The following is a 21,319-nucleotide window of genomic DNA, read 5'->3' as shown; positions in this document are numbered from 1 at the left end:
AAAAAGCCTCCTTAAATTAAGGATTTTCGAACCGTTACGGATACACCCTCTGGAGCGTAGAAAGCAACTTTAGCTCCTGCTTCAGGGAATGTAACCCATCCTAAACCCGAAATAACCACATCAGTTTTGCTTTCCTTAATCATCCATTCATAACGTTTAAGCTTTGGAAAGTTAGCTGCATCTTCTGGAGGAGCAAACATTTCACCAAGATGCTTTTCATATAGATCATCCGCTTTTTCAGTCTTCGTTCTATGGATGTTTAAATGGTTTGAAAAGTGACAAACAAAGGATTGTTTACCACCCTTCATATAATCCATCCTAGCTAGTCCACCAAAAAATAAAGTCTGCATTTCATTCAACTGAAACACAACGGGTTTAATTTCTTTTTTAGGCATAATAATGTTCAATTCTTTTTTCGATACATAATGAGCCATCTGGTGATGATTAATAATTCCGGGTGTATCATACAAATGACTTCTTCCATCGAGAGGGATATCAATCAAATCCAGAGTTGTCCCAGGGAAATGAGACGTCGTAATCAAATCCGACGTTTCCTCACCAAATTGTTTGATCAATCTGTTTATGAACGTAGATTTACCTGTGTTTGTACAACCTACTACATAAACATCTCTTCCTTGCCTATAATGGTCAATACTATTCGCTAACTCTTCAATTCCATAACCTTTTTCAGCAGAAATAAGCTGAACATCGATAGGCTTTAGTCCAAGTTCCTTGGCTTCTTTTTTCATCCAATGAATCACTTTGTTCGGATTTACGGATTTCGGAAGAAGATCGAGCTTGTTCCCTACAAGTAAGATTGGATTCTTACCTGCATAACGGTGTAGTCCGGGAAGCCAGCTGCCATTAAAATCAAAAATATCAACAATCTTCACAACGAGCGCATCTTCCTCTCCAATACTGGAGACGATTTTGCGATAATCATCATCTGATAAACTCACATCATGGATTTCATTATAGTGTTTTAAACGAAAACAGCGCTGGCAAATAGGCAGCTCTTTCGTCAATGCCGAAAGGGGTGCATATCCAAGCGCTTCTTTATCCTCCGTTTGTATGGAAATACCGCAGCCCACACATTTTACTTGTTCCAAACCTATTCCTCCCAATGAATCATGCCTTTTCGTTTCATCCAAGACAATATAATGCGTTCAATTTTACGGTTAAACCTTGTCCAGAATCCGTCATTGCTAGCGACTGGAACGACAAGAATCGTATGTAATCCTAATCTGTTTCCTCCAAGAACATCAGTAAGTAACTGATCTCCTATAACAACTACTTCTTCATTTTTTAATTTCATATCTTTTAATGCTCGTTTGAAAGCCTTGGTCATCGGTTTTCTTGCACTATAGATGAATGGGATCCCTACTGGATCAGAAAAACTTTTTACTCTATGCTGAGTATTATTTGAAACAATTGTTATTAAAATGCCTTTTTCTTTAATAGAAGTAAACCATTTTATCAATTCAGGTGTCGCTTCTGGCCGATCCCATTCCACGAGCGTATTATCTAAGTCCGTTATAATCCCTTTAACTCCACGTTCTACTAACATTTCCGGTGTAATATCCAATATATTTTGAACATGTTGATCCGGTAAAAAATGTTTTAACATTCTAGCACCTCTTCACATTTCCTTATGAACGTTTCTATTTTACCAGTAATATGAGGAAGAACAAACGGTTTTTCATCTTAATCAGACAAAAGAACTTCTTTTTCGCCTTTCGCTTAAAAAGTTTTCGACAAATTGTTCCCCTGCTCAACAATGTGGATAATCTTATTCACATTATCCACGCACTGTTTAGTTGCCTTTTTTTAAGATGTTAACATTTTACCCACAACTTATCCACCAAACACTGTGGATAAACGAACGATTGTTCTATTTTACAATACATGGTAAGCTTCATTTACATAAAACATTAACTTATCATTTTATGAATCCCATAGCATTTTAGACTACTTAAAATTAAGATTTTTCAAGAAAAAACAGGAGGTGACCAAGCCGTATATTCAGCGGCTGCATGTATGGAAAAACTTTCGGACGACCTGTTAATTGAATCTTACCTGAAAGCAAGAGAACTTAAACTAAGTAAAGACTTTATTCTACTTATAAAAAAAGAAATCGATAGAAGATCCCTGCATAATAGATTGCAGCAACTTCTAATGTAAATGGAATGGAGAGCGTAATTTACGCTCTTTTTTTTGTTCTCATCATAATTTCTGCTTTTCGATAATCATTCGGGTCGTAGGTTATCTCCACAGGAATCTTCCATTTTTCTTCCCATTGCTTTTTATATTGTTCACTTATTACTTGTGCCTTTTTTCGATGATAGGCCTTCATTTTAATGGCTACTAAATAATTTTTATCTTGTTTGATTACAATTGCATGTTTTACTAATGCGTCTCTCGTAATTTCATCTTTCATCTCTTCAGCTAGAGAGGTAGCGTTAAAAAAACCTATTTCAGAGAAACTTATATGTTTTCTGTAATATTCTCTCGGCTGAAAGACTGGACTGTCTTTGTCTTTTTTATAAACAGAATCGTTAAAACAGCCAGTTAGTTGAAACATTATGATTAGTATTCCGTATGTAATGAGAAGTCTCATTTATTATCACCTCTCAAATAGGTTAGGTATTTTTTGGGAAGGATATTCAATAGTTGAAGAAAACGAGATTTCCAGAGTGTTTTTTCCGTGAAATGATTTGCTAAAACGGAATGGTTTTGCTTACAATGAAGTGGACCCATGACGATTATTAGGTTTTAAGGAGGTTTAGCGGTTTTTATGCTGCATTACTACATACTGCTTCCTTTTTTAGCAGCACTTTTGATCGGTCTGCTTGCTAAAAAAGAGAACCGGATACATACTGGCTGGCTGGTATTGCCTGTTCCAGCACTTCTATTTATTATCTTTTGTTCAAAATTACCTGTGTTAGCGAAAGGAAAAATCGTTCATAGCACGGCAGATTGGATTCCATCTTTGGATATCCAATTAAGTTTTTATTTAGACGGACTCAGTATGTTGTTTTCGCTGTTAATCACTGGAATTGGTTCACTGGTGGTTCTTTATTCCATCTTCTATCTATCGCGAAAAGAACAACTCGTTCATTTTTATGTATACTTACTTTTGTTTATGGGTTCTATGCTCGGAGTTGTTTTGTCGGATAACGTATTTGTTTTATATACGTTTTGGGAATTTACGAGTATATCCTCTTTCTTATTGATAGGGTTTTGGTTCTACCGTGAAAGATCAACATATGGCGCACAAAAATCGATGCTTGTAACCGTGTTTGGCGGATTATCGATGCTTGGGGCACTAATACTCCTTTCTATCACAGCAGAGACCAATAGCATTCGGGAGATGATTGCAAACCGCTCACTAATTTTAGAAAGTGACCTATTCATCCCTATTCTTATTTTGTTATTGCTTGGAGCGTTTACTAAATCTGCGCAGTTCCCTTTTCACAGCTGGTTACCAGATGCGATGGAAGCTCCTACTCCAGTCAGTGCTTATTTGCATTCTGCAACGATGGTTAAAGCCGGATTATACTTAGTAGCACGTTTCTCGTTGATCTTTAGTGGAACCGATGCGTTCTTTATTATCGTTTCAGGTTTTGGTCTGATAACACTTTGTATAGGTTCAATTCTCGCTTCAAGACAAACCGATTTAAAAGGGATATTGGCGTATTCCACAATCAGTCAGTTAGGTATGATCATGGCAATGCTTGGATTTGGAACTGGTGTGGCTATTCTTGCTGCAATCTTCCATATTTTTAATCATGCTACCTTTAAAGGAAGCCTTTTTATGATTGCAGGTATTGTAGATCATGAAACCGGTACGAGAGATATACGAAGACTAGGCGGATTATATACCTTTATGCCCATTTCCGCTACCTTAGCGTTTATTGGTGCATTTTCAATGGCTGGCGTGCCTTTGCCGATCTTCAACGGATTCTTGAGTAAAGAAATGTTCTTTGATTCTTCATTGAAATTGGAACAATCCACCGGTCTTGCTGGAGCGTTTGCTGAGTGGATGCCTGTTTTCGCCGTTTTAGGTAGCATATTTACGTTTGTCTATTCCATGTATTTGGTGTTTGGTACATTCCTCGGTAAACAAAAAATAGATCAATTAGAGAAGAAACCACATGAAGCACCGATTGGAATGCTTTTATCACCAATCATCCTAATTATATTTGTAATTGGAGTCGGTCTCCTGCCGAACCTGATTAATGAACCGTTACTTGCACCTGCTGTTGCTGCTGTGACAGGAGATCTGCCACATACGCATTTGGCCTTCTGGCATGGTTTAAACGCACCATTCTATATGTCCTTACTTGTAATAGGTGTTGGAGCTTTGCTTGCTTATACATTAAAAAGATGGCAGCCAGTCTATAATATGATTCCTAGGAAATTTTCATCTGACCATTGGTATCAATCAATCGTCAATGGACTATTGAAGTCTTCTAAATCGATTACTTCATTTTATATGACAGGTTCATTACGCCTGTATCTTTCAATCATTTTAGTATTTTTGGTATTAACAACTGCCATTTTCATTTATCTCACAAATGGATTTATCCTCTCGTTTGATGATCTGGCTCCTATCACATGGCCGGAAGTATTGGTAGGCTTCGTCATGGCCGCTGCCGCAATTGCAACTATTTGGATGAATAAAAGGATAGCTGCGATTATTGTAGTTGGTGTGGTAGGTTATGGACTTTCACTGTTATTTGTATTCTTTAGAGCACCTGATTTGGCCTTAACACAGCTTATCGTTGAAACGATCAGTGTAGCTTTATTCTTATTATGTTTTGCTCATTTACCAAAACTAAAAAAATCAGATAAACGTCCATCAGAAAAGCTGATCGATTTAACGATTGCAGTATCAACCGGAGCTCTACTCACTATAGTTGCTATAGCCTCACATAGCTCTAAGACGTTCGATAGTATAGCAGAATACTTTGTCGATAATTCTTATAAACTAGGCGGTGGAGATAACATCGTAAATGTAATACTAGTTGATTTCCGCGGCTTGGATACTTTGTTTGAGATTACAGTTCTTGGACTAGCTGCGCTTGGCATTTTCGCCATGATAAAATACCGGGATAAAGGAGACATGAATCAATAATGGAAATTGTAATGTCTATACTTGCCGGAACTTTATTTGCGGCCGGCGTATACCTTTTACTACAAAAACAACTTATAAAAATTGTTCTGGGAACAGTGTTGCTTTCTCATGGGGCCCACCTTTTTATCTTGACGATGGGGAAATTAAACCGCGGTGCTCCCCCAATTCTGGAAAAAGGAATCACCGAGTATACGGACCCCCTTCCTCAAGCGCTAATACTGACTTCGATCGTAATTAGTTTCGGGATCACGAGCTTCTTGCTTGTACTAGCGTACCGGACATACCAGAGCAATAAGACGGACATGATGGATCAACTAAGGGGAACGGATGATGAGTAATTTAGTATTTTTGCCGATTTTTATTCCTTTGTTCGTTGGTGCTCTTCTAGTTTTCTTAAAGAACCGGCACCAACTGACAATAAAGATTTCATATTTGACTGTATTACTTAATTTAGGTCTATCTATATTCTTAAGTTATTTTGTGTTTACCCACCATCCGCTTGTTCTTGAAACTGGAGGATGGAAAGCACCTTTTGGCATAATCCTTGTAGCGGATAAACTCTCTGTTATTATGACACTCTCTGTAAATGTGATTGCTTTAGCTTCAGTAATTTTTGCATCCTCTTCTGTGACTAGCAAGATGACGAAGCATTATTTTTATCCCCTGTTCTTCATATTGATCGCTGGGGTGAGCGGTGCATTCTTAACTGGTGACCTATTTAACCTTTTTGTATTTTTTGAAGTACTCTTGATGGCTTCATACGGACTGATCATCATTGGAGGGTCTAAGCAGCAGTTTCGCGAATCAGTAAAATATATATTGTTAAACTTATTTTCTTCCATCCTATTTGTAACGACAGTGGCTTTCCTTTACTCCGTTACTGGGACAGTTAACATGGCACAGCTTGGTGAACGTGTAGCTGAAGTTGAGCAACAAGGAATACTAACGGGAATCGCGATCTTGTTGTTCGTGGTATTTGCCACTAAAGGAGCATTATTTCCGCTCTACTTCTGGCTTCCGAAGTCGTATATCGTTCCATCTCCTGTTGTCTCGGCTCTATTTGGTGCACTCCTGACTAAGGTCGGCGTATATTCGATGCTTAGAGTTTATACACTTATTTTCTCGCATAAACTTGAGTTAACGCATACTTTCTTCATATGGGTTGCAGCGATTACGATGCTGATTGGTGTGATAGGGGCTTTATCTACTTCAAATGTGAAGCTTATTATTGCCTATAACATTATGCCAGCGATTGGTTTCATGCTTCTTGGAATCGGTACATTTTCGGCTGAGTCACTTGCTGGGACGATTTATTACCTTATTCACGATATGGCAATAAAAGCTGCGTTGTTCTTCCTCGCTGGTTTATTAGTATGGCACGCAGGAACCTCTAATTTAAATAAAATGGGCGGATATATAAAAACATCCCCTCTTTTAGGCTGGATGTTTTTCATCGCAGCTCTCATCCTTGCTGGGATCCCTCCTTTTAGCGGCTTTATCGGTAAGTATCTTCTATTGAGAGGTGCTTTTGATGAGGAACATTATTTTGTGGCGGGGATCGGACTGTTATCAAGTCTGTTAATCTTATTTTCAGTTATCCGTATCTTTATCGGAGCATTCTGGGGAGAACTTAAAGAACCAAAGGAAAAAGTTAGGCGCTCAGGACTTGTCGCTTCTGGTTTATTAATCGCTATCTCAATCCTTCTTGGGGTGGGGGCGGAATGGTTCTATCCATATATCCAATCTGCAGCTGATAACCTTATAGATCCTCAAATCTATATTGATTTTGTTTTAAAGGAGTAGTTCGATGACATTTCAACTTATCTTAAATTTGCTGATCGCCGTCATATGGATGTTCTTATCTGAGAGCTACTCATTCGCAAGTTTCGTGGTAGGATTTGTGCTTGGGGCGGCGCTGCTGTATTTGCTTAATCGTTTTATACCTGATTCTTATTACTTCAAACAAGTAAAGGCGATTGGCTATCTAATTCTTCTATTCTTAAAAGAGTTAATCTTAGCCAATGTAGATGTTTTAAAGTGGGTATACAAACCGAAGCTTGATTTTCAGCCAGGCATTATTGCTTTGCCGATCGATGTTAAAAGAAATTGGGAAATCACTTTGCTCGCTAACTTGATTACTCTTACCCCAGGAACACTTTCTGTAGATGTTTCAAGAGATCAGCGATATATTTATATTCATGCCATAGACCTCCCTGATGTAAATGAAACGATTGTCGGCATTAAAGATACTTTCGAAAAAGCAATAAGGGAGGTAACACGATGATAGATTGGTTCTCGATGGTTGTTTATTCTTGTGTATTTGTGATAACCATCTCAATTCTACTTCTTTTATACAGAGCAATTGTCGGCCCATCGAACCCTGATCGAGTTGTTGCACTTGATACGATCGGCATTAACTTAGTTGCGATCACTGGTTTAATGGCTATCCTGTTAGATACCGTTCAATTGAACGACATCATACTGTTAATCGGTATATTAACATTTATTGCAACAGTCTCAGTTGCAAAATTTTTAGAAAAGGGTGTTATCATTGATCAAGATCGTGATTAGTTTCTTCCTTATCATAGGCACCTTTTTTATAATCTCTGGAACGATAGGTGTTCTTCGTTTTCCAGATGTATATTCAAGACTTCATGCAGCAACAAAGAGTTCTACATTAGGTGTTTCAGGTGTACTTATCGGAGCTGCAATCTATGTCTATTCAAATATGAATGTATTCAGCGGAAAGTTGCTCTTAGGTATCTTGTTTATCCTTCTCACAGCACCTGTAGCTGGCCATATGATCTCTCGAGCTGCCTATCGGACAGGCGTTCCATTATCTGAAAAGACTGTTTATGATCAACTTGAAAAAAAACAACATCAGGAAGATTTATAATAAAATCCAAGCATCCAAAATAATTTTTCCACTTTTAAACCATTTCTAATAAGCATATAATGAATAAAATAGTTATATACTTGTAAGCAACTAGACGAAGCAGGATATTCATATATCCTGCTTCGTGCTCTATTTAGGGAGTGATCGGATGTTTTTGATTGAAAGAGATCGTATTGATTCAATCATTAAGAAAGTTAAGGGACAAACTGCGAACTTCTTAACATTGATCAACTTATCACTTGGCGCGTTGGCTTTGTTATTCATGATGAATGGTAATTTAAAAATTGGATTGATCTTGATTTTTTTAGCAGGTTTGTTTGATCGTTTTGACGGGATGATCGCGCGAAAATTAAACATCGAATCTGAATTTGGTAAACAGCTGGATTCACTCTGTGATTTAATTTCATTTGGTATTGCGCCTGCCTTTTTAATCTATCAAGCAGCACTTCATCAGTTTGGTGTTCCTGGCATTATATTTACAATTATATTTATCGTATGCGGAGCCATTCGACTAGCAAGATTCAACATTACAGAGTTTACAGGATCATTTGTGGGTGTACCTATAACGGTTGCAGGTTGTTTAATGGCTGCAGCTTACCTATTAATTAACATCTTACCCGGATTCTTTTTTATGTTTCTCACAATCGGTCTCGCAATATTAATGATCAGTACGATTTCCATAGAAAAAAGATAAAAAACCGTAGCATGGTAGCTGCGGTTTTTTAATACGATTAGAGTGATAAGCTCGATATTTTTTATTTTTGAGTTAATTCAAGGAATTCCTCAACATCTTCAGCTGCTAATTCGATTCCTTTTAACCAGAAATCTTGCTTCGTAATATCGATTCCCAAGTGTTTTTGTGCTAATTCTTCTACTTCCATCTTTCCAGTGTCTTGTAAAAGCGCGATATATTTCTCTTCAAAGGCAGGTCCTTCTTCTTTCGCTTTGGCGTAGATCCCAGCTGAGAATAAGTATCCAAATGTATAAGGAAAATTATAAAACGGTACATCTGTAATGTAGAAGTGAAGTTTAGATGCCCAGAAATAAGGGTGATACTCCGCTAGAGCACCATTAAATGCTTCTTTTTGAGCTTCTTCCATCAACTCACACAGACGTTCTACGGATAATTGACCGTTCTTTCTTTCTTCGTACATTCTTGTTTCGAACAAGAAACGGGCGTGAATGTTCATGAAAAATGCTACAGAACGTTGCGCTTTATCTTCTAAAAGAGCAATCTTCTCCTCTTTTGTTTTTGCATTTGTAACTGCTGCGTCTGCAACGATCATTTCAGCAAAAGTAGATGCCGTTTCAGCAACGTTCATCGCATAATTTGTTGCGTAGTATGGTAATTCCTTTAACACATCTGAATGGAATGCGTGGCCAAGTTCATGTGCTAATGTAGAAACATTGTTTAGTGTCCCAGAGAACGTCATAAAAATACGTGTTTCCTTCTTAGTCGGGAATCCTGTACAGAAACCTCCTGGTCTTTTTCCAGCACGGTCTTCAGCTTCAATCCAACCTTGAAGGAAAGCTTTCTCTGAGAAATCCGCCATTTTAGGAGCAAGCGAGCGGAAATGTTCAACAATAAACTGCGCAGATTCATCATAACTCATTTTGCTGTTTGCAGATGAAAGAGGTGCGTCAACGTCGTACCAGCTCAGTTTTTCTAAACCTAGTAATTCTGCTTTACGGTCTAGGTATTTCACAAATATATCTTTTTGAGAAGAAATAGCATCCCACATGGCTGTAAGTGTTTCTTGTTTCATACGGTTTATCGCAAGAGGTTCTTTTAATGTTTCTTTCCAGCCTCTATGTTTATAGATCTCGTTTCGGAAGCCAGCAATGTGATTAAGTGAAGCTGCACAAAATTCCGCTTCATTATCCCATGCCTCTACGAACTTTTCAAATGTATCTTTTCGAATTTGGCGGTCAGGATTAGAAAATTTATTTTCTGCTTGACCTACTGATAATTCTTCTTCTTTACCATCGATCTCAACTTTAATATTTATTCTTCCTACCACTAGATCATATAACGTAGACCATGCATGGTATCCATCAACGGCAAGGTCATTGATTAAAGATTCTTCAGAAATACCTAATTTCTCCTTGGCGAGCATTCTTCTCTCATTTAGTGTGAATGCAATATCTTTAACCTCAGGTAGATTTACTACATCAGCCCAAGTATCTTCAGAGATTTCCATCAACTCTTTATCAAGAGCTGAACCTACATTAGAAAAAGCTGCATAAATAGATTCTAAACGTCCACGAAGTGCCATCGCCTTTTTATCATGAACATCTTGTGCGATCAAACAGCCAACAAATGATCCTGTTGTTGATAGCCTTTCAGACAAACGCTGCATGTCAAAGATTAAGTTTAAAAAGTTCTCGGTAGAAAAAGTAAACTCCTCCGTTTTTTTAAAGAGGGTTTTAACTTCTTCTTCCGCCCATTTTATTTCTGTTAGTAGTTCTTTTGAATCGCTTCCGCCAGGAAAAACAGAATCAAGTTCCCATGTCTGCCTCAAATCTTGTAGTAACATAATCTTCCCCCCCTATGTACGTATTTACATTCTTTTCTTATTATAAAAAATATTCAAACAAAAATCGACTATGAAGTTTATTTTTATTAATAATTATTTTTTTGCATAAAAAAACTCCCCGATTTGGAGAGATTTTTTATTTATTCTGCGATGGCGGCATAAATAAAATAGGCTAACATCACTACAAATGCTCCATACATAACAGCTTCCTGCATAACAACGCCTCCTGTTTTTTACCTATTCTATTCCCTGTTTTAATGATTTAAACCCGATATTCTTTATTTCTTAACGAGCTTGTTTACCTAAATTTGCTTTTGCCTGCTGAATGAGTGCTTTGACCATTCTTCCTCCGATTTCGCCTCCTACACGCCCTGCATCTTTTGAGGTAATCGTTCCATTATAGCCTTTAGCGAGTTCTACACCCATGTCTTTTGCGACAGAATATTTCACATCATCAGGAGATTGTTCCGAGACGTTGTATCCTGCTTCTTTCATTACTTTTGCTTTTAATTTATCTAATGCTTCACGTGCTTCTGGGACGACAGGCTGTCTTTTTCTTCTAGCCATTTTAAAAACTCCTTTTTTCTTTAGTTTGCCCGTAGCCAAAAATAAAAAGGCTGTAAATATTACCAGCCTTGTTTGAATGTATTATCTTTCCGTTTGCTGACGGCTTCTATAAAATTCATGAAACAATTTCATGAGCGCTCTCTTTTCAATGCGTGAAACATAACTCCTTGAGATCCCTAGCTGTTTAGCAATTTCTCTTTGTGTTTTTTCTTTTTGCAGGTCTAACCCAAATCGCCCGACGATTACTTCTTTTTCTCTGTCATCCAGTACATGAATATAATCATAAATTTTCTTTTTTTGCATCTTTAATTGGATCGCATCAACGACATCTTCCGTTTCTGCTTTCAAAACATCAATAAGCGTAATCTCATTACCTTCTTTATCCGTACCAATCGGATCATGCAGAGATACATCTTTCTTCGTTTTCTTCAGTGCTCGTAGATGCATTAGTATTTCGATTCTAATGTCAATAACATTGAGAAATGATTTAGGTTTTATTGGTGGATTCAATAAACGTATGAAGAGTCTGATTTAAGAAACAATCTTAAGTAGGATAAGATTCATTTGGATTTTTAGAACGTATTAATCTGAACGTGATCTTTAAATACTTTGATCTCTTTTACAACATGGCGAATGAGTGCTTTTTTATCCTCAAAGGTCAATTCTTCTTGCCCTTTTGACAAATAAAAAATAGCAGCTTCTTGCATTAAGTTCTTTCCATATATATGATATTTGTTCACTTTCATTCTTGTTTTCAGCTCGTTTAAGTCTTTTAGAATTCTCGCTTCTTTTTCTTTAAGATCTTGTAACGATTGCTTAATTTCTTCTTCAGAAATATCTAAGTCATGAGTGAATAAGCTCAGAAGTTTTTTACGGCCACCCTTTACTTTTTTGATTTCATTTTCAAGTCTTTCGATCTCAATCTTTTCAAAATCCATTGAAAGATCGCTTTGTTCTTTTTCAGTAGCTGCTACTATTTCATTAGGTTCATTTAACCATGTAAGTATTGCGTTCCATACTTCTTTCTCTAACTTTTCAACAGGGATTCTTTGACCACATCCAGGATGTTTTGCACCTGCATAATTTTTCTTATCCGTATAATAAAATACTCTTCTTCCCCAATTCGTACTTGTAACACCAACCATTGTATTTTTACAGTCCGCACATCGAATCAAGCCGCTTAATAAGTATTTTCTTTTCCCTTTTTTAGCCCACCTGCGTCTAGATTCACCCAGAAGCTTTTGAGCATGGTAAAACAGTTCTTCGTCGATAATGGCTGGACATTCAATTTTAATCCATTCCTCTTTTGGCCGCTCTGTCATAGGAACTCGATCTTCCTTGGGTTTAAACTTGTTACCAAGCATGCCTTCTGTGTTCCAACGATTTTGATAAAATTCACCGATATAAACACGATTTAGCAACAACTGTCTGATCACTTGACGGTGCCAAACTCTAGCTCCTCTTTTTGTCGGAACTCCTTTACTTGTTAAGTATTTCGCGATACCGTTAATACCTTCTACCATATGGTTGGGTTTAGTGAACAAGTCAAAAATAAGCCTAACAATTTTCGCTTCTTCTTCATTTATGATTATTTTTCCATTTTCTTTATCGTAATCATAACCATAAATCTGAAAGTTTCTCAGGACTTTCCCCTGTCTTGCTTTTTCTCTTCTGCCCCGGCTCATACGTTCATTGATCTTGGACTTCTCAAATTCCGCAATCGCACCTCGCATGCTATAAAAAAGGTTACCTTCAGGAGTTTTGTTATATTCGCCATTCACAAATACAAGCTCTACCCCACGTTTTTCAATCTCATCGGTAATGATCAGTTGGTTCATCAGCTTTCTGGAGAGACGATCAGGATCCAGGCAAATCACTTTTGTAATCATTCCTGCGCGTACATCGTTTCGGAGTCTTGTTAAGGCAAGACGGTCCAAGATTTCCCCGGAAACTCCCCGGTCAACATATTCGATGACATCATCAGTCTGTGCTTTCTTTCGGCATTCCTTGATCTGATCTTCCAGACTGAATCCTTTCTTCGCTTGTTCCTCTGTACTCACCCTTGCATAGATCGCAATCATTGAGCTTCTCCTTTCTGTATTTTTCCTTCAGATAAGAGTAGGAAGAATACCTGATCTTCCCAGCAGAGGTACCTTCAATGATTTTGATATGCATCCCACATCACCTCACTAAAAGGTATGCGTAGTGGGCTTGTTTACTTTCATGTTTAAATTTAATTGGTTTTTAATAAAAGGTAGAAACCCAGACAGCTTAAAGGCCCTATTAAAAAACGATATTAAAAAGACTTTTGTTTTTTAGAGATTGGTTGAATTATTACTATCATTTTTATCATTATCGATTGTAACCGTGTAGCTGGGTCCATTGCAGATTATTTTATTATTTCCAGTATTCAAACTTCCTGAACCTCCGTTGGCTTTAAAACTATGGTGGGGTGAAATTGTGAATGCATCTCCAAACGAAGCTACTGAATTGGGAGCTATCCGATTTATATTAATTCCTTTTGAAATGAGTGAAGACATATTTTTCCCCTTTCAAGCTTTTTGTAATTTTTGATTTTTCATTTGGTACTAAAAATTTCAATATAAACCATCAAGCGTACCATTTTTTATATTCCTTAGCCTAGAATTTAAGTTACAATATGTTTAATAAAAACAATTAGTTCCATTTTTATTAAGAATTGATGTAAGAAATCAAAAATAGGATTGATATTCCCTTACATTCAATCTTTTTGTTTAAGTAAGCACTAAATAATTTTTTCTTTTTACACAAGCATCTTTTGATTCCGGTGATGGAAAGCGTATTTCACTTTAATGCACATATTCATTCAATATTAAAAAAACAAAAAAGGAAGAGGTTCTTACCTCTTCCTCAGAACGTAGACAAACCCCATCTCAATTTTAAAATTGAGATGGGGTAAAAACACATCTAATCATTTCATTCTTGCTTTTGCTATTCAACAATCTAACCCATCTTCTGTTGCATAAGGTTTTTGTAGTATGAATTTTATTTGATAAACCTCGATCTTTAATTTCTTTTCGGACGGCATTCGAAATTTCCTCAGCGCCTTTTTTCATGCAGCTAGCTCCATTACACAATAACACGTGTTTTGAAACGCCAGATAATTCCATAAAATACCTCACCTCGTCCTGAGAAATCGAACGAATAACTCATTTTACTTCTACAACAAACGGATACACATTTACTTTTCCATTTATCTTAAATTCACCCCAAATTTTATAGATGCCTGGCCGGTCGAATTTTGTGGCAAACTTTGTATCTGTTTCTGATAGGGGGTGGACATGAACATATTTATCCCCACCTTCGTCTAGAATGACAACATGGCCAAGTGCACCGAGATATGGCTCAGGTTTTACGTTCTTCAAATCAAAATCTAGAACCATCTCTTCGTTTGATTTAAAGGTATCTGGATTCATTGTAACGGTATGACCATTAATTGTTTTTGTGAACGCGGCATCTGGTTTTATGGTTGCGTGTCCACCATGAGTACCACCGTTTCCAGCCTCAAAAGACAAAGGCTGGACTACGTAATTCTTATCTTTTGGTTTGATATCAACAAACGCTTTATAGTGACCATCTTTAAGTTGGTGCTGTATCACGAACACACCTTTGCCTTTATTGACTGGATGAAGATGATAATACTGCTGCAGATCATCATTCACAATGATCAAGTGCATCAGTTTCTCATGATTGATCTCTAATTCTTCTACTGGGTTCCCCTCTTTATCTTTCAATTCAATATGAATTAGATTGTTTTTGTAATGCAGAGTTGGTGTAATATCACTATTTTTTGATACATTACCGTGACTCTCACTATGGTCACCATGGCCATCACCGTGCTTTTCATTTTCTTTTGTATCAGATGAATCAGTTGTCTTCTGTTCTCCACCATGATTTGCATGTTCATTAATTGATGGTTCTGCATATTTTGCATATACCGAATAGCTCCCAATCACTATAACGAGTATCATTACAGCCGACAATGCCCACCTTAAAACAATATTGTCCTTCATAAAATCCCCTCCTAGAGTTTTACTTTTTGTAATCGAAGTGCATTCAGAACAACTGACACCGAGCTGAATGCCATCGCAGCTCCTGCAAGCCACGGCGCCAGAAAACCTAGTGCTGCTACAGGGATACCCAACACGTTATAAGCAAAAGCCCAGAAAAGGTTTTGTTTGATGTTTCGTATTGTCTTTTTACTCATGTAGATGGCATCTGCAATACTGTTAAGATCACCACGAATCAGAGTTACATCAGCAGCCTCCATAGCCACATCGGTTCCGGTTCCAATCGCCATCCCGATATCTGCAACGGCTAAAGCTGGAGCGTCATTTATCCCGTCTCCGACCATGGCTACTTTATTACCTACCTCCTGTAGCTTTTTCACCTCGTCTGCTTTTCCTTCAGGATGAACTTCAGCTATCACTTGTTCAATTCCCACTTGTTCAGCAATGTATTTAGCAGTTTGCCGATTATCTCCCGTAATCATGATGACTTTAAGATTCATTTCTTTTAATCGGGAAATTGCATCTTTTGATGTTTCTTTGATCGTATCAGCTACGGCAACAATACCTGCATATACTCCGTCTATTGATACGAGCATCGCGGTTTTACCGGCTTTTTCAAGCTCCTCCATCTTTTTATCAGGATCATTGATGATAATGTCGTTTTCTTTCATTAGTTTTCTTGTACCAATGAAAAGTGTTTTACCTGCAACTATGGCTTTAATTCCAAATCCAGGAATGGCATCAAAATCCTCCGAGTCCGTTAACTCGATCCCTTTATTGGTTATCCCTTGCACAATCGCTTGTGCTAATGGATGTTCAGAGTTTTTCTCTGCTGAACCTACGAGTTTTAATACTTCTTCTTCACTGAATGAAGGTTCCACAATGATATCTGTAAGTTCTGGTGTACCGTTTGTAACCGTACCTGTTTTATCTAAAATTATTGTATCGATTCGATGAGTGGTTTCTAAATGTTCTCCACCTTTAAATAAAATACCAAACTCAGCGGAGCGGCCAGAGCCTGCCATGATTGATGTTGGAGTCGCTAAACCAAGTGCACAAGGACAAGCTATAACAAGTACAGCAATCAATTTTTCAAGCGCAACAGCAAATTCTCCGGGACTCACCCAAACAAACCAGATGATGAAGGTAAGAATAGCTATGACTACAACTATAGGCACGAATACACCAGAGATTTGGTCAGCTAGACGTTGAATCGGTGCTTTCGAACCTTGAGCCTCTTCAACAACTTTTATGATTTGAGCCAAGGCCGTATCTTTTCCTACTTTTGTTGCCTTTATTTTTAAAAACCCGTTTTTATTAATGGTTGCCCCGATTACGGTATCCCCCACTGTCTTATCGACAGGTACACTCTCGCCTGTCAGCATCGATTCATCTACAGCTGAACGGCCTTCGATAATTTCACCATCGACCGGTACTTTATCACCGGGTTTTACATATACGATATCATCAGCTGCCACTTCTTCTATCGCTATTTCGATCTCTTTACCATCACGAACCACGATAGCGGTCTTAGCTTGCAGTCCTATCAGCTTCTTAATCGCTTCTGAGGATCGCCCTTTTGCTTTGGCTTCGAAAAGTTTTCCTAACACGATTAGCGTAATTAATACCACCGAAGTTTCAAAATACATTTCCACCATCCCTTGATTGGAACCGATGGAAAGGATTGATAGATACAGACTATAGAAATAAGCTGCAGACGTTCCAAGTGCTACTAGTACATCCATGTTTGCACTTCTATTCCGAAGCGCTTTATATGCTCCTATATAAAACTGTTTCCCTACAACAAACTGTACAGGTGTCGCGAGTGCCAATTGAACCCATGGATTCATGAACATATCAGGCAGATAGATGAAAGATGTAAACTCAAAATGACTAACCATTGCCCACAATAATGGGAATGAGAGAATGACAGAAAAGATGAATTTCCCTTTTTGTCTTTCGATCTCAACTGCCCTATGATCAACAGATTCTTTGTTACTTTCGTTCTTTAGAGATGCTCCATATCCTAATTGTTCTACCTTTTTAATCATATCGGAAACGGACACTTCAGAAGGGGAATATTGAACAGCACCTGTTTCCAGAGCTAAGTTGATGTTGGCTTTTACTACGCCCGGAAGTTTATTCAATCCCTTTTCAATCCTTGTTGCACAAGCAGCACATGTCATACCTGTCAGGTTAAACTCTGCCTTTTCAGTTACGACTCCATAACCAAGGTCTTGGATTTTTTTCTCGATATCAGAGACTTTTATGAGATTCGGGTCATAAGAAACAGTGGATTTTTCAAGAGCAAGGTTTACACTTGCTTTATCGACCCCTTCCAACTTGTTCAAACCTTTTTCAATTCGAATGGCGCATGCGGCGCATGTCATACCGGATATTTGCAATGTTGTTTCACTTTTATTCATAGTTTTCACCACTCCTCCCTTATACCCATACGGGGTATATTTAAACTGAAAAGAGAGCGTGCTATGATAGCACGCAATTTATTTTACATCGTAACCTTGATCATCGATGGTCTCTTTGATTTCATTTAGGTTTACTTTTGAAGAATCATATTCTACCTCAACGTTACCTTCTTTAAGATTTACTTTTGTTTGTGATACTCCGTCTAACTTCCCAACGCTTCCTTCTATAGCATTTACACAGTGATTGCAAGACATGCCTTCAATTTTTAATGTGATTTTTTCCAATTTAATCTCTCCCTATTATTTCATTAATTTTTTTACAGTAACAAGTAGTTCATCCAGCACTTCTTCGTCACCTTCTTGAATTCTCTCCACAACACAACTTTTCAAATGACCTTCAAGTAATATCTTACCTACACTATTTAATGCTGATTGTATAGCTGCAATTTGGGTGATCACATCGTCACAGTAAGTATCGCGATCAATCAATCCTTTAACACCTCGAATTTGCCCTTCTATCCGGTTCAAACGTGTAATCAAATTGCTCTTTATTTTATCTGAATGATGACTCTTCCGTTCATTCGTATCACAACATTGATCATTATTTAGATCATCTGGTTTAGCTATTTCCATCAGATAACCTCCTTTATTTAATTCAAATATTACTATACCCCCCTACCCTATGTAAAGCCTAAATTTAATTTTCTCATAACTTAGAATGAAGGAAGGACAAGGAGGGCTAAAATGTCAATTTACATTTTAGAAGTTTTAGTGATTTGCACTGCTGTACTTTTCGATCTTCTTTTTTATAAAGCTAAAGATTCCTTAATGAATAATAGGGTATATGTAATGGCTTACACTATGAGTATGGGTCTAGCCTCGGGATTTTATTTAGGTAAGTACTTTAAAAATAATTTGCTGTATGCCACACTATTTCTATTTTATTTAGTAGTCTGGCGGTTTTATTAATTGGTTCAAAACTCCATTTTTCATCTGATGGTTGAAGGGCTTTTTTCTGATATTATGGCTGGGATGATGATTTGTTGATTTTATGTTTACTTCTTTTGATTTCATTCCAATAAAAAAGATACTTATCTATTTCAAATAAGCACCCGCTCGTAATATAAGGTTAGCCAGAATTTCTGGTTGACCTTTTTGTTGAAGAACAATATTAACAATCGTTCTAGAAATTCTTCATTTTTATCGTTTACCATATAGTTATACTACCAACTCGTGTATCTTTTAAAAAAAGAAGATAAACAATTCCAATTTACTGTCACAATGGATGTAAGAAATTCTTAATGATAGAAGTGAGATTGATTGTTTTTTCCTTCTAGAAAAATAATCACTTAGATATACCTAAAACAATGAAAGCCCTACCTCTCTTCCATCCTTACGGCTCCTTGTCCGTGCCAGTGTGAATCAGTATTACAAATATTAAGTGACTAATATTGTCGAGTTTTTTGATAAAATTTCAAATGTTCGTAGAAGAGGTTTAAGAAAATAAAAATGGATTAAATTGTAGAAAAACAAAGAGGTTAATGTTCTAAAAGTAACTTTGAAGAGTTGAATGTCTTTGAAATACCTAATCATAATATCCCGTAAAAAGTAAAGATATTTTTTGGAAAGCATTATATTATCTATAATTAACCTTAACAGAAACTTTTTATTTGATTTTCAGTGATTCCTTCAATTACTTCAAGTTCACTAATCAAAAATTCATATGCATTATCCAACATTTTTTTTTCGCTTGTATTAAGTGCTTTTTCTTTCTTCATACGCATTAAATCACGTACAACTTCAGCACCTTCCTGTATTTTACCTGTTTTTAATTTGTCTGTATTTACTTTATACCTTTGTTTCCACGGTAGTAATCTATCTGATTCTCCATGCTGAAAAATGTGTATAATGTGTTTTAATGCACCTATATTAGTAACTGGTCGTATACTTGAACTCAATATTTTATGCGTAGGAATCATAACTTGCATATTACTGATTGACATTTTTATGACATAATACTGATGTTTTTCCCCTGGGAATTCTTTTTCTTCTAAGGCTTCAATTATACCTGCTCCGTGCATTGGATAAACAATGTTATCGCCAATTTGAAACATTTAATCCACCTCCATATTTGGTAACCTTATACAGCATACCACATATTAGGTTTTTTATCAAAAATTTTATAATATCATTTCTTTATTTTCGTTGTCAATAACTTTTTTCTAAAAATTTCAATCAAATACAATATCAAACGATAGGGAAGTGTAGGATTACCAATAAAGGGAAGATCTATTGGAAACCTGCCCTATTATGTTTGAAAAGGCTAACTTCGGTTATTCCATTGTGTTTACACTTATAGAAGTGTCGAGGGGAATGGAGAGTTACAATAATAGAAGCTTATGATCCAATGAAATGTATTGGTTAGTTCGCAAACACACGTACATATCAATGAAAAAACCGCAACGAATTCCGATGCGATTTAACCATGTGCTTACTTTTCAATAGAAAAAGACATTGTAGAGTTATGTTTTAATTAAAAAGCTTTTTAAAAATAATATGATTATTGGTATCTTAAAGGGTCAATGATCTCATCACTATTAAAAAATCGGGCTAAAATATCCTTTTGTTGTTCAAAAGCTACACCATCGATATGGACTCGATCCATCATGGCAAACTGATCGTTCGACTTGAGATAAGGATTTGGTCCTACAGAACATAAAATTGAAAACCCTTCATCCTGCAAGGCTTTGAACTTTTCATCTTCTGGCAAGACACTGGAGCCGAAAGGATAAATATAGATAGATGTCTTCCCTATCAACGGTTCGACTTCTCTTTTCCAACTAGCGGTATCAGAGCGTAACTTTTCCAAACTGATGTTTCTTGTGTTCAAATGTCCATAGCCATGTGATGCAAATTCCCAGCCATCCTGTTTTAATTTATTGACAACTTTCAAGGCAGTATCCTTTTCTTGAGGATAGCTGCTTTTTGTTAATTCATGTGTTTGGTACCCTAAGATTCCTTCATATCCGGTTAAAGCTAGTATGCCTCGTGCACCGTTAAAGGAAAAGTCAGGGTGCTCCTTTATAAAAGATTCCAGGATAGGTACGATTTCCTGTTCTCTTGAAATGGACTCGACCCCATTCAAATCCTTTGAATACGTAGCTATCTCGCCTTCATTATCTATAATTAATTTATAGGCATTTCCGTTTTCTCTCATATATTGATAGTAATTTAAATCATCAACAGAAAGGACGAGTGGCTTTTTGTTTTTAGGCAGTTTTAGTTCTTTTTTTTCGAGGATTGTTTTTCCATTCTTATCTTTTACATCAAACAGATCAGACATTTTGATCAAAATATAATTATTTTTGTAAAGTGATTCAATAATTTTATTAAACTCTTTTATAGTGATGAACCAGTCCTTGTATCCTTGAGACATGGCGTCACCATCAAACGCCAGCTCAGGATAAATAACAAGAGGATGAAAAAAAATATGTTCAACCGGACCTTTATACACTTCCAGTTCTTCATTTGTTATCGGATCAGGAATTATAGGTTTTCGGTTTTTGTTATCTATTATCACGACCTTTTCGTTCTTTTTCGGTTTTGTTTCTTCTGATATCGAGCCTTTACTTTGAATGGAACAGGCGGACATAAGTACCAATAATAAAAGCAGGAAAATAAAATTTTTCATATCGCACCCCATGTCT

At 36.8% G+C, this 21,319-nt stretch carries 21 protein-coding genes and 1 pseudogene; 8 read left to right on the top strand and 14 right to left on the bottom strand.

Annotated features, from left to right (window positions below; all coding sequences use genetic code 11):
- Nucleotides 1-11: 11 nt before the first annotated feature.
- The gene (yqeH, locus tag M3206_RS00690) at nucleotides 12-1,115 is read right to left on the bottom strand and encodes a ribosome biogenesis GTPase YqeH (protein WP_251310751.1); all 1,104 of its coding nucleotides are present in this window, start codon (nucleotides 1,113-1,115) and stop codon (nucleotides 12-14) included.
- Nucleotides 1,112-1,627 (bottom strand): YqeG family HAD IIIA-type phosphatase, encoded by a 516-nt coding sequence (locus M3206_RS00685; protein ID WP_251310588.1) that lies wholly within the window; start codon nucleotides 1,625-1,627, stop codon nucleotides 1,112-1,114. The genes yqeH and M3206_RS00685 overlap by 4 nt, the downstream gene beginning before the upstream one ends.
- 410 nt (nucleotides 1,628-2,037) lie before the next feature.
- On the opposite strand from M3206_RS00685, the gene M3206_RS00680 reads away from it, so the two are divergent.
- Nucleotides 2,038-2,181 (top strand): sporulation histidine kinase inhibitor Sda, encoded by a 144-nt coding sequence (locus tag M3206_RS00680; protein ID WP_251310587.1) that lies wholly within the window; start codon nucleotides 2,038-2,040, stop codon nucleotides 2,179-2,181.
- Nucleotides 2,182-2,200: 19 nt separating this feature from the next.
- Here M3206_RS00680 and M3206_RS00675 read toward each other — a convergent pair whose 3' ends face one another.
- Complete coding sequence (locus M3206_RS00675) at nucleotides 2,201-2,617, bottom strand: hypothetical protein (RefSeq protein WP_251310586.1); 417 nt, start codon at nucleotides 2,615-2,617, stop codon at nucleotides 2,201-2,203.
- A 177-nt stretch (nucleotides 2,618-2,794) separates the two neighbouring features.
- Here M3206_RS00675 and M3206_RS00670 point away from each other — a divergent pair, with 177 nt between their 5' ends.
- From M3206_RS00670 to pssA, 7 genes are all read left to right on the top strand, one after another.
- Entirely contained in the window at nucleotides 2,795-5,137 is a 2,343-nt protein-coding gene (locus tag M3206_RS00670) for a Na+/H+ antiporter subunit A (RefSeq protein ID WP_251310585.1), read from the top strand.
- The gene (locus M3206_RS00665) at nucleotides 5,137-5,475 is read left to right on the top strand and encodes a Na(+)/H(+) antiporter subunit C (protein ID WP_251310584.1); all 339 of its coding nucleotides are present in this window, start codon (nucleotides 5,137-5,139) and stop codon (nucleotides 5,473-5,475) included. Before M3206_RS00670 ends, M3206_RS00665 begins: the two co-directional genes overlap by 1 nt.
- Nucleotides 5,468-6,940 (top strand): Na+/H+ antiporter subunit D, encoded by a 1,473-nt coding sequence (locus tag M3206_RS00660; protein ID WP_251310583.1) that lies wholly within the window; start codon nucleotides 5,468-5,470, stop codon nucleotides 6,938-6,940. The genes M3206_RS00665 and M3206_RS00660 overlap by 8 nt, the downstream gene beginning before the upstream one ends.
- A gap of 4 nt (nucleotides 6,941-6,944) precedes the next feature.
- Nucleotides 6,945-7,421 (top strand): Na+/H+ antiporter subunit E, encoded by a 477-nt coding sequence (locus M3206_RS00655; protein ID WP_251310582.1) that lies wholly within the window; start codon nucleotides 6,945-6,947, stop codon nucleotides 7,419-7,421.
- Complete coding sequence (locus M3206_RS00650; RefSeq protein ID WP_251310581.1) at nucleotides 7,418-7,708, top strand: Na(+)/H(+) antiporter subunit F1; 291 nt, start codon at nucleotides 7,418-7,420, stop codon at nucleotides 7,706-7,708. Before M3206_RS00655 ends, M3206_RS00650 begins: the two co-directional genes overlap by 4 nt.
- Entirely contained in the window at nucleotides 7,680-8,033 is a 354-nt protein-coding gene (mnhG, locus tag M3206_RS00645; protein ID WP_425590689.1) for a monovalent cation/H(+) antiporter subunit G, read from the top strand. The genes M3206_RS00650 and mnhG overlap by 29 nt, the downstream gene beginning before the upstream one ends.
- 148 nt (nucleotides 8,034-8,181) lie before the next feature.
- Entirely contained in the window at nucleotides 8,182-8,727 is a 546-nt protein-coding gene (pssA, locus tag M3206_RS00640; RefSeq protein WP_251310579.1) for a CDP-diacylglycerol--serine O-phosphatidyltransferase, read from the top strand.
- A gap of 61 nt (nucleotides 8,728-8,788) precedes the next feature.
- On the opposite strand, the gene M3206_RS00635 is transcribed toward pssA, so the two are convergent.
- The 11 genes and pseudogenes from M3206_RS00635 to M3206_RS00590 form a co-directional block, all read right to left on the bottom strand.
- Nucleotides 8,789-10,570, bottom strand: a complete 1,782-nt coding sequence (locus tag M3206_RS00635) for a M3 family oligoendopeptidase (RefSeq protein WP_251310578.1) — start codon at nucleotides 10,568-10,570, stop codon at nucleotides 8,789-8,791.
- 285 nt (nucleotides 10,571-10,855) lie between these two features.
- Nucleotides 10,856-11,137 carry an alpha/beta-type small acid-soluble spore protein gene (locus tag M3206_RS00630; protein ID WP_251310577.1) on the bottom strand — a complete coding sequence of 94 codons (282 nt, stop codon included), beginning with the start codon at nucleotides 11,135-11,137 and terminating at the stop codon, nucleotides 10,856-10,858.
- Nucleotides 11,138-11,218: 81 nt separating this feature from the next.
- Nucleotides 11,219-11,602: pseudogene (locus tag M3206_RS00625) on the bottom strand (sigma-70 family RNA polymerase sigma factor); the annotation flags it as partial.
- A gap of 107 nt (nucleotides 11,603-11,709) precedes the next feature.
- Nucleotides 11,710-13,218: a recombinase family protein gene (locus M3206_RS00620; protein WP_251310576.1), complete on the bottom strand. Its 1,509-nt coding sequence runs from the start codon at nucleotides 13,216-13,218 to the stop codon at nucleotides 11,710-11,712.
- Between the two features lie 234 nt (nucleotides 13,219-13,452).
- Nucleotides 13,453-13,677 (bottom strand): spore germination protein, encoded by a 225-nt coding sequence (locus tag M3206_RS19150; protein WP_425590688.1) that lies wholly within the window; start codon nucleotides 13,675-13,677, stop codon nucleotides 13,453-13,455.
- Nucleotides 13,678-14,325: 648 nt separating this feature from the next.
- Entirely contained in the window at nucleotides 14,326-15,189 is an 864-nt protein-coding gene (locus tag M3206_RS00615) for a hypothetical protein (protein ID WP_251310575.1), read from the bottom strand.
- A gap of 11 nt (nucleotides 15,190-15,200) precedes the next feature.
- A complete protein-coding gene (locus M3206_RS00610; RefSeq protein ID WP_251310574.1) occupies nucleotides 15,201-17,612 on the bottom strand; it encodes a heavy metal translocating P-type ATPase in 2,412 nt (803 codons plus the stop codon).
- Nucleotides 17,613-17,690: 78 nt separating this feature from the next.
- Entirely contained in the window at nucleotides 17,691-17,897 is a 207-nt protein-coding gene (gene copZ / locus M3206_RS00605; protein WP_251310573.1) for a copper chaperone CopZ, read from the bottom strand.
- Between the two features lie 15 nt (nucleotides 17,898-17,912).
- The gene (locus M3206_RS00600; RefSeq protein WP_251310572.1) at nucleotides 17,913-18,245 is read right to left on the bottom strand and encodes a metal-sensitive transcriptional regulator; all 333 of its coding nucleotides are present in this window, start codon (nucleotides 18,243-18,245) and stop codon (nucleotides 17,913-17,915) included.
- A 1,019-nt stretch (nucleotides 18,246-19,264) separates the two neighbouring features.
- Nucleotides 19,265-19,726: a CarD family transcriptional regulator gene (locus tag M3206_RS00595; protein WP_251310571.1), complete on the bottom strand. Its 462-nt coding sequence runs from the start codon at nucleotides 19,724-19,726 to the stop codon at nucleotides 19,265-19,267.
- A gap of 446 nt (nucleotides 19,727-20,172) precedes the next feature.
- Nucleotides 20,173-21,303 (bottom strand): polysaccharide deacetylase family protein, encoded by a 1,131-nt coding sequence (locus M3206_RS00590; protein WP_251310570.1) that lies wholly within the window; start codon nucleotides 21,301-21,303, stop codon nucleotides 20,173-20,175.
- Between the last annotated feature and the right edge of the window lie 16 nt (nucleotides 21,304-21,319).

Origin of the sequence: Fictibacillus phosphorivorans, assembly GCF_023715845.1 — a bacterium.
Classification (GTDB): domain Bacteria; phylum Bacillota; class Bacilli; order Bacillales; family Fictibacillaceae; genus Fictibacillus; species Fictibacillus phosphorivorans_D.
Note: the sequence above shows the minus strand (reverse complement) of the source record. Positions and strands in the feature narration are given on the sequence as shown.

Bases quoted from the DNA above. Each gene is read 5' to 3' on its own strand.
- M3206_RS00685 (WP_251310588.1), bottom strand. From the start codon at position 1,627: ATGTTAAAACATTTTTTACCGGATCAACATGTTCAAAATATATTGGAT.
- M3206_RS00680 (WP_251310587.1), top strand. From the start codon at position 2,038: ATGGAAAAACTTTCGGACGACCTGTTAATTGAATCTTACCTGAAAGCA.
- M3206_RS00675 (WP_251310586.1), bottom strand. From the start codon at position 2,617: ATGAGACTTCTCATTACATACGGAATACTAATCATAATGTTTCAACTA.
- M3206_RS00670 (WP_251310585.1), top strand. From the start codon at position 2,795: ATGCTGCATTACTACATACTGCTTCCTTTTTTAGCAGCACTTTTGATC.
- M3206_RS00665 (WP_251310584.1), top strand. From the start codon at position 5,137: ATGGAAATTGTAATGTCTATACTTGCCGGAACTTTATTTGCGGCCGGC.
- M3206_RS00660 (WP_251310583.1), top strand. From the start codon at position 5,468: ATGAGTAATTTAGTATTTTTGCCGATTTTTATTCCTTTGTTCGTTGGT.
- M3206_RS00655 (WP_251310582.1), top strand. From the start codon at position 6,945: ATGACATTTCAACTTATCTTAAATTTGCTGATCGCCGTCATATGGATG.
- M3206_RS00650 (WP_251310581.1), top strand. From the start codon at position 7,418: ATGATAGATTGGTTCTCGATGGTTGTTTATTCTTGTGTATTTGTGATA.
- pssA (WP_251310579.1), top strand. From the start codon at position 8,182: ATGTTTTTGATTGAAAGAGATCGTATTGATTCAATCATTAAGAAAGTT.
- M3206_RS00635 (WP_251310578.1), bottom strand. From the start codon at position 10,570: ATGTTACTACAAGATTTGAGGCAGACATGGGAACTTGATTCTGTTTTT.
- M3206_RS00630 (WP_251310577.1), bottom strand. From the start codon at position 11,137: ATGGCTAGAAGAAAAAGACAGCCTGTCGTCCCAGAAGCACGTGAAGCA.
- M3206_RS00620 (WP_251310576.1), bottom strand. From the start codon at position 13,218: ATGATTGCGATCTATGCAAGGGTGAGTACAGAGGAACAAGCGAAGAAA.
- M3206_RS19150 (WP_425590688.1), bottom strand. From the start codon at position 13,677: ATGTCTTCACTCATTTCAAAAGGAATTAATATAAATCGGATAGCTCCC.
- M3206_RS00615 (WP_251310575.1), bottom strand. From the start codon at position 15,189: ATGAAGGACAATATTGTTTTAAGGTGGGCATTGTCGGCTGTAATGATA.
- M3206_RS00610 (WP_251310574.1), bottom strand. From the start codon at position 17,612: ATGAATAAAAGTGAAACAACATTGCAAATATCCGGTATGACATGCGCC.
- M3206_RS00600 (WP_251310572.1), bottom strand. From the start codon at position 18,245: ATGGAAATAGCTAAACCAGATGATCTAAATAATGATCAATGTTGTGAT.
- M3206_RS00595 (WP_251310571.1), bottom strand. From the start codon at position 19,726: ATGTTTCAAATTGGCGATAACATTGTTTATCCAATGCACGGAGCAGGT.
- M3206_RS00590 (WP_251310570.1), bottom strand. From the start codon at position 21,303: ATGAAAAATTTTATTTTCCTGCTTTTATTATTGGTACTTATGTCCGCC.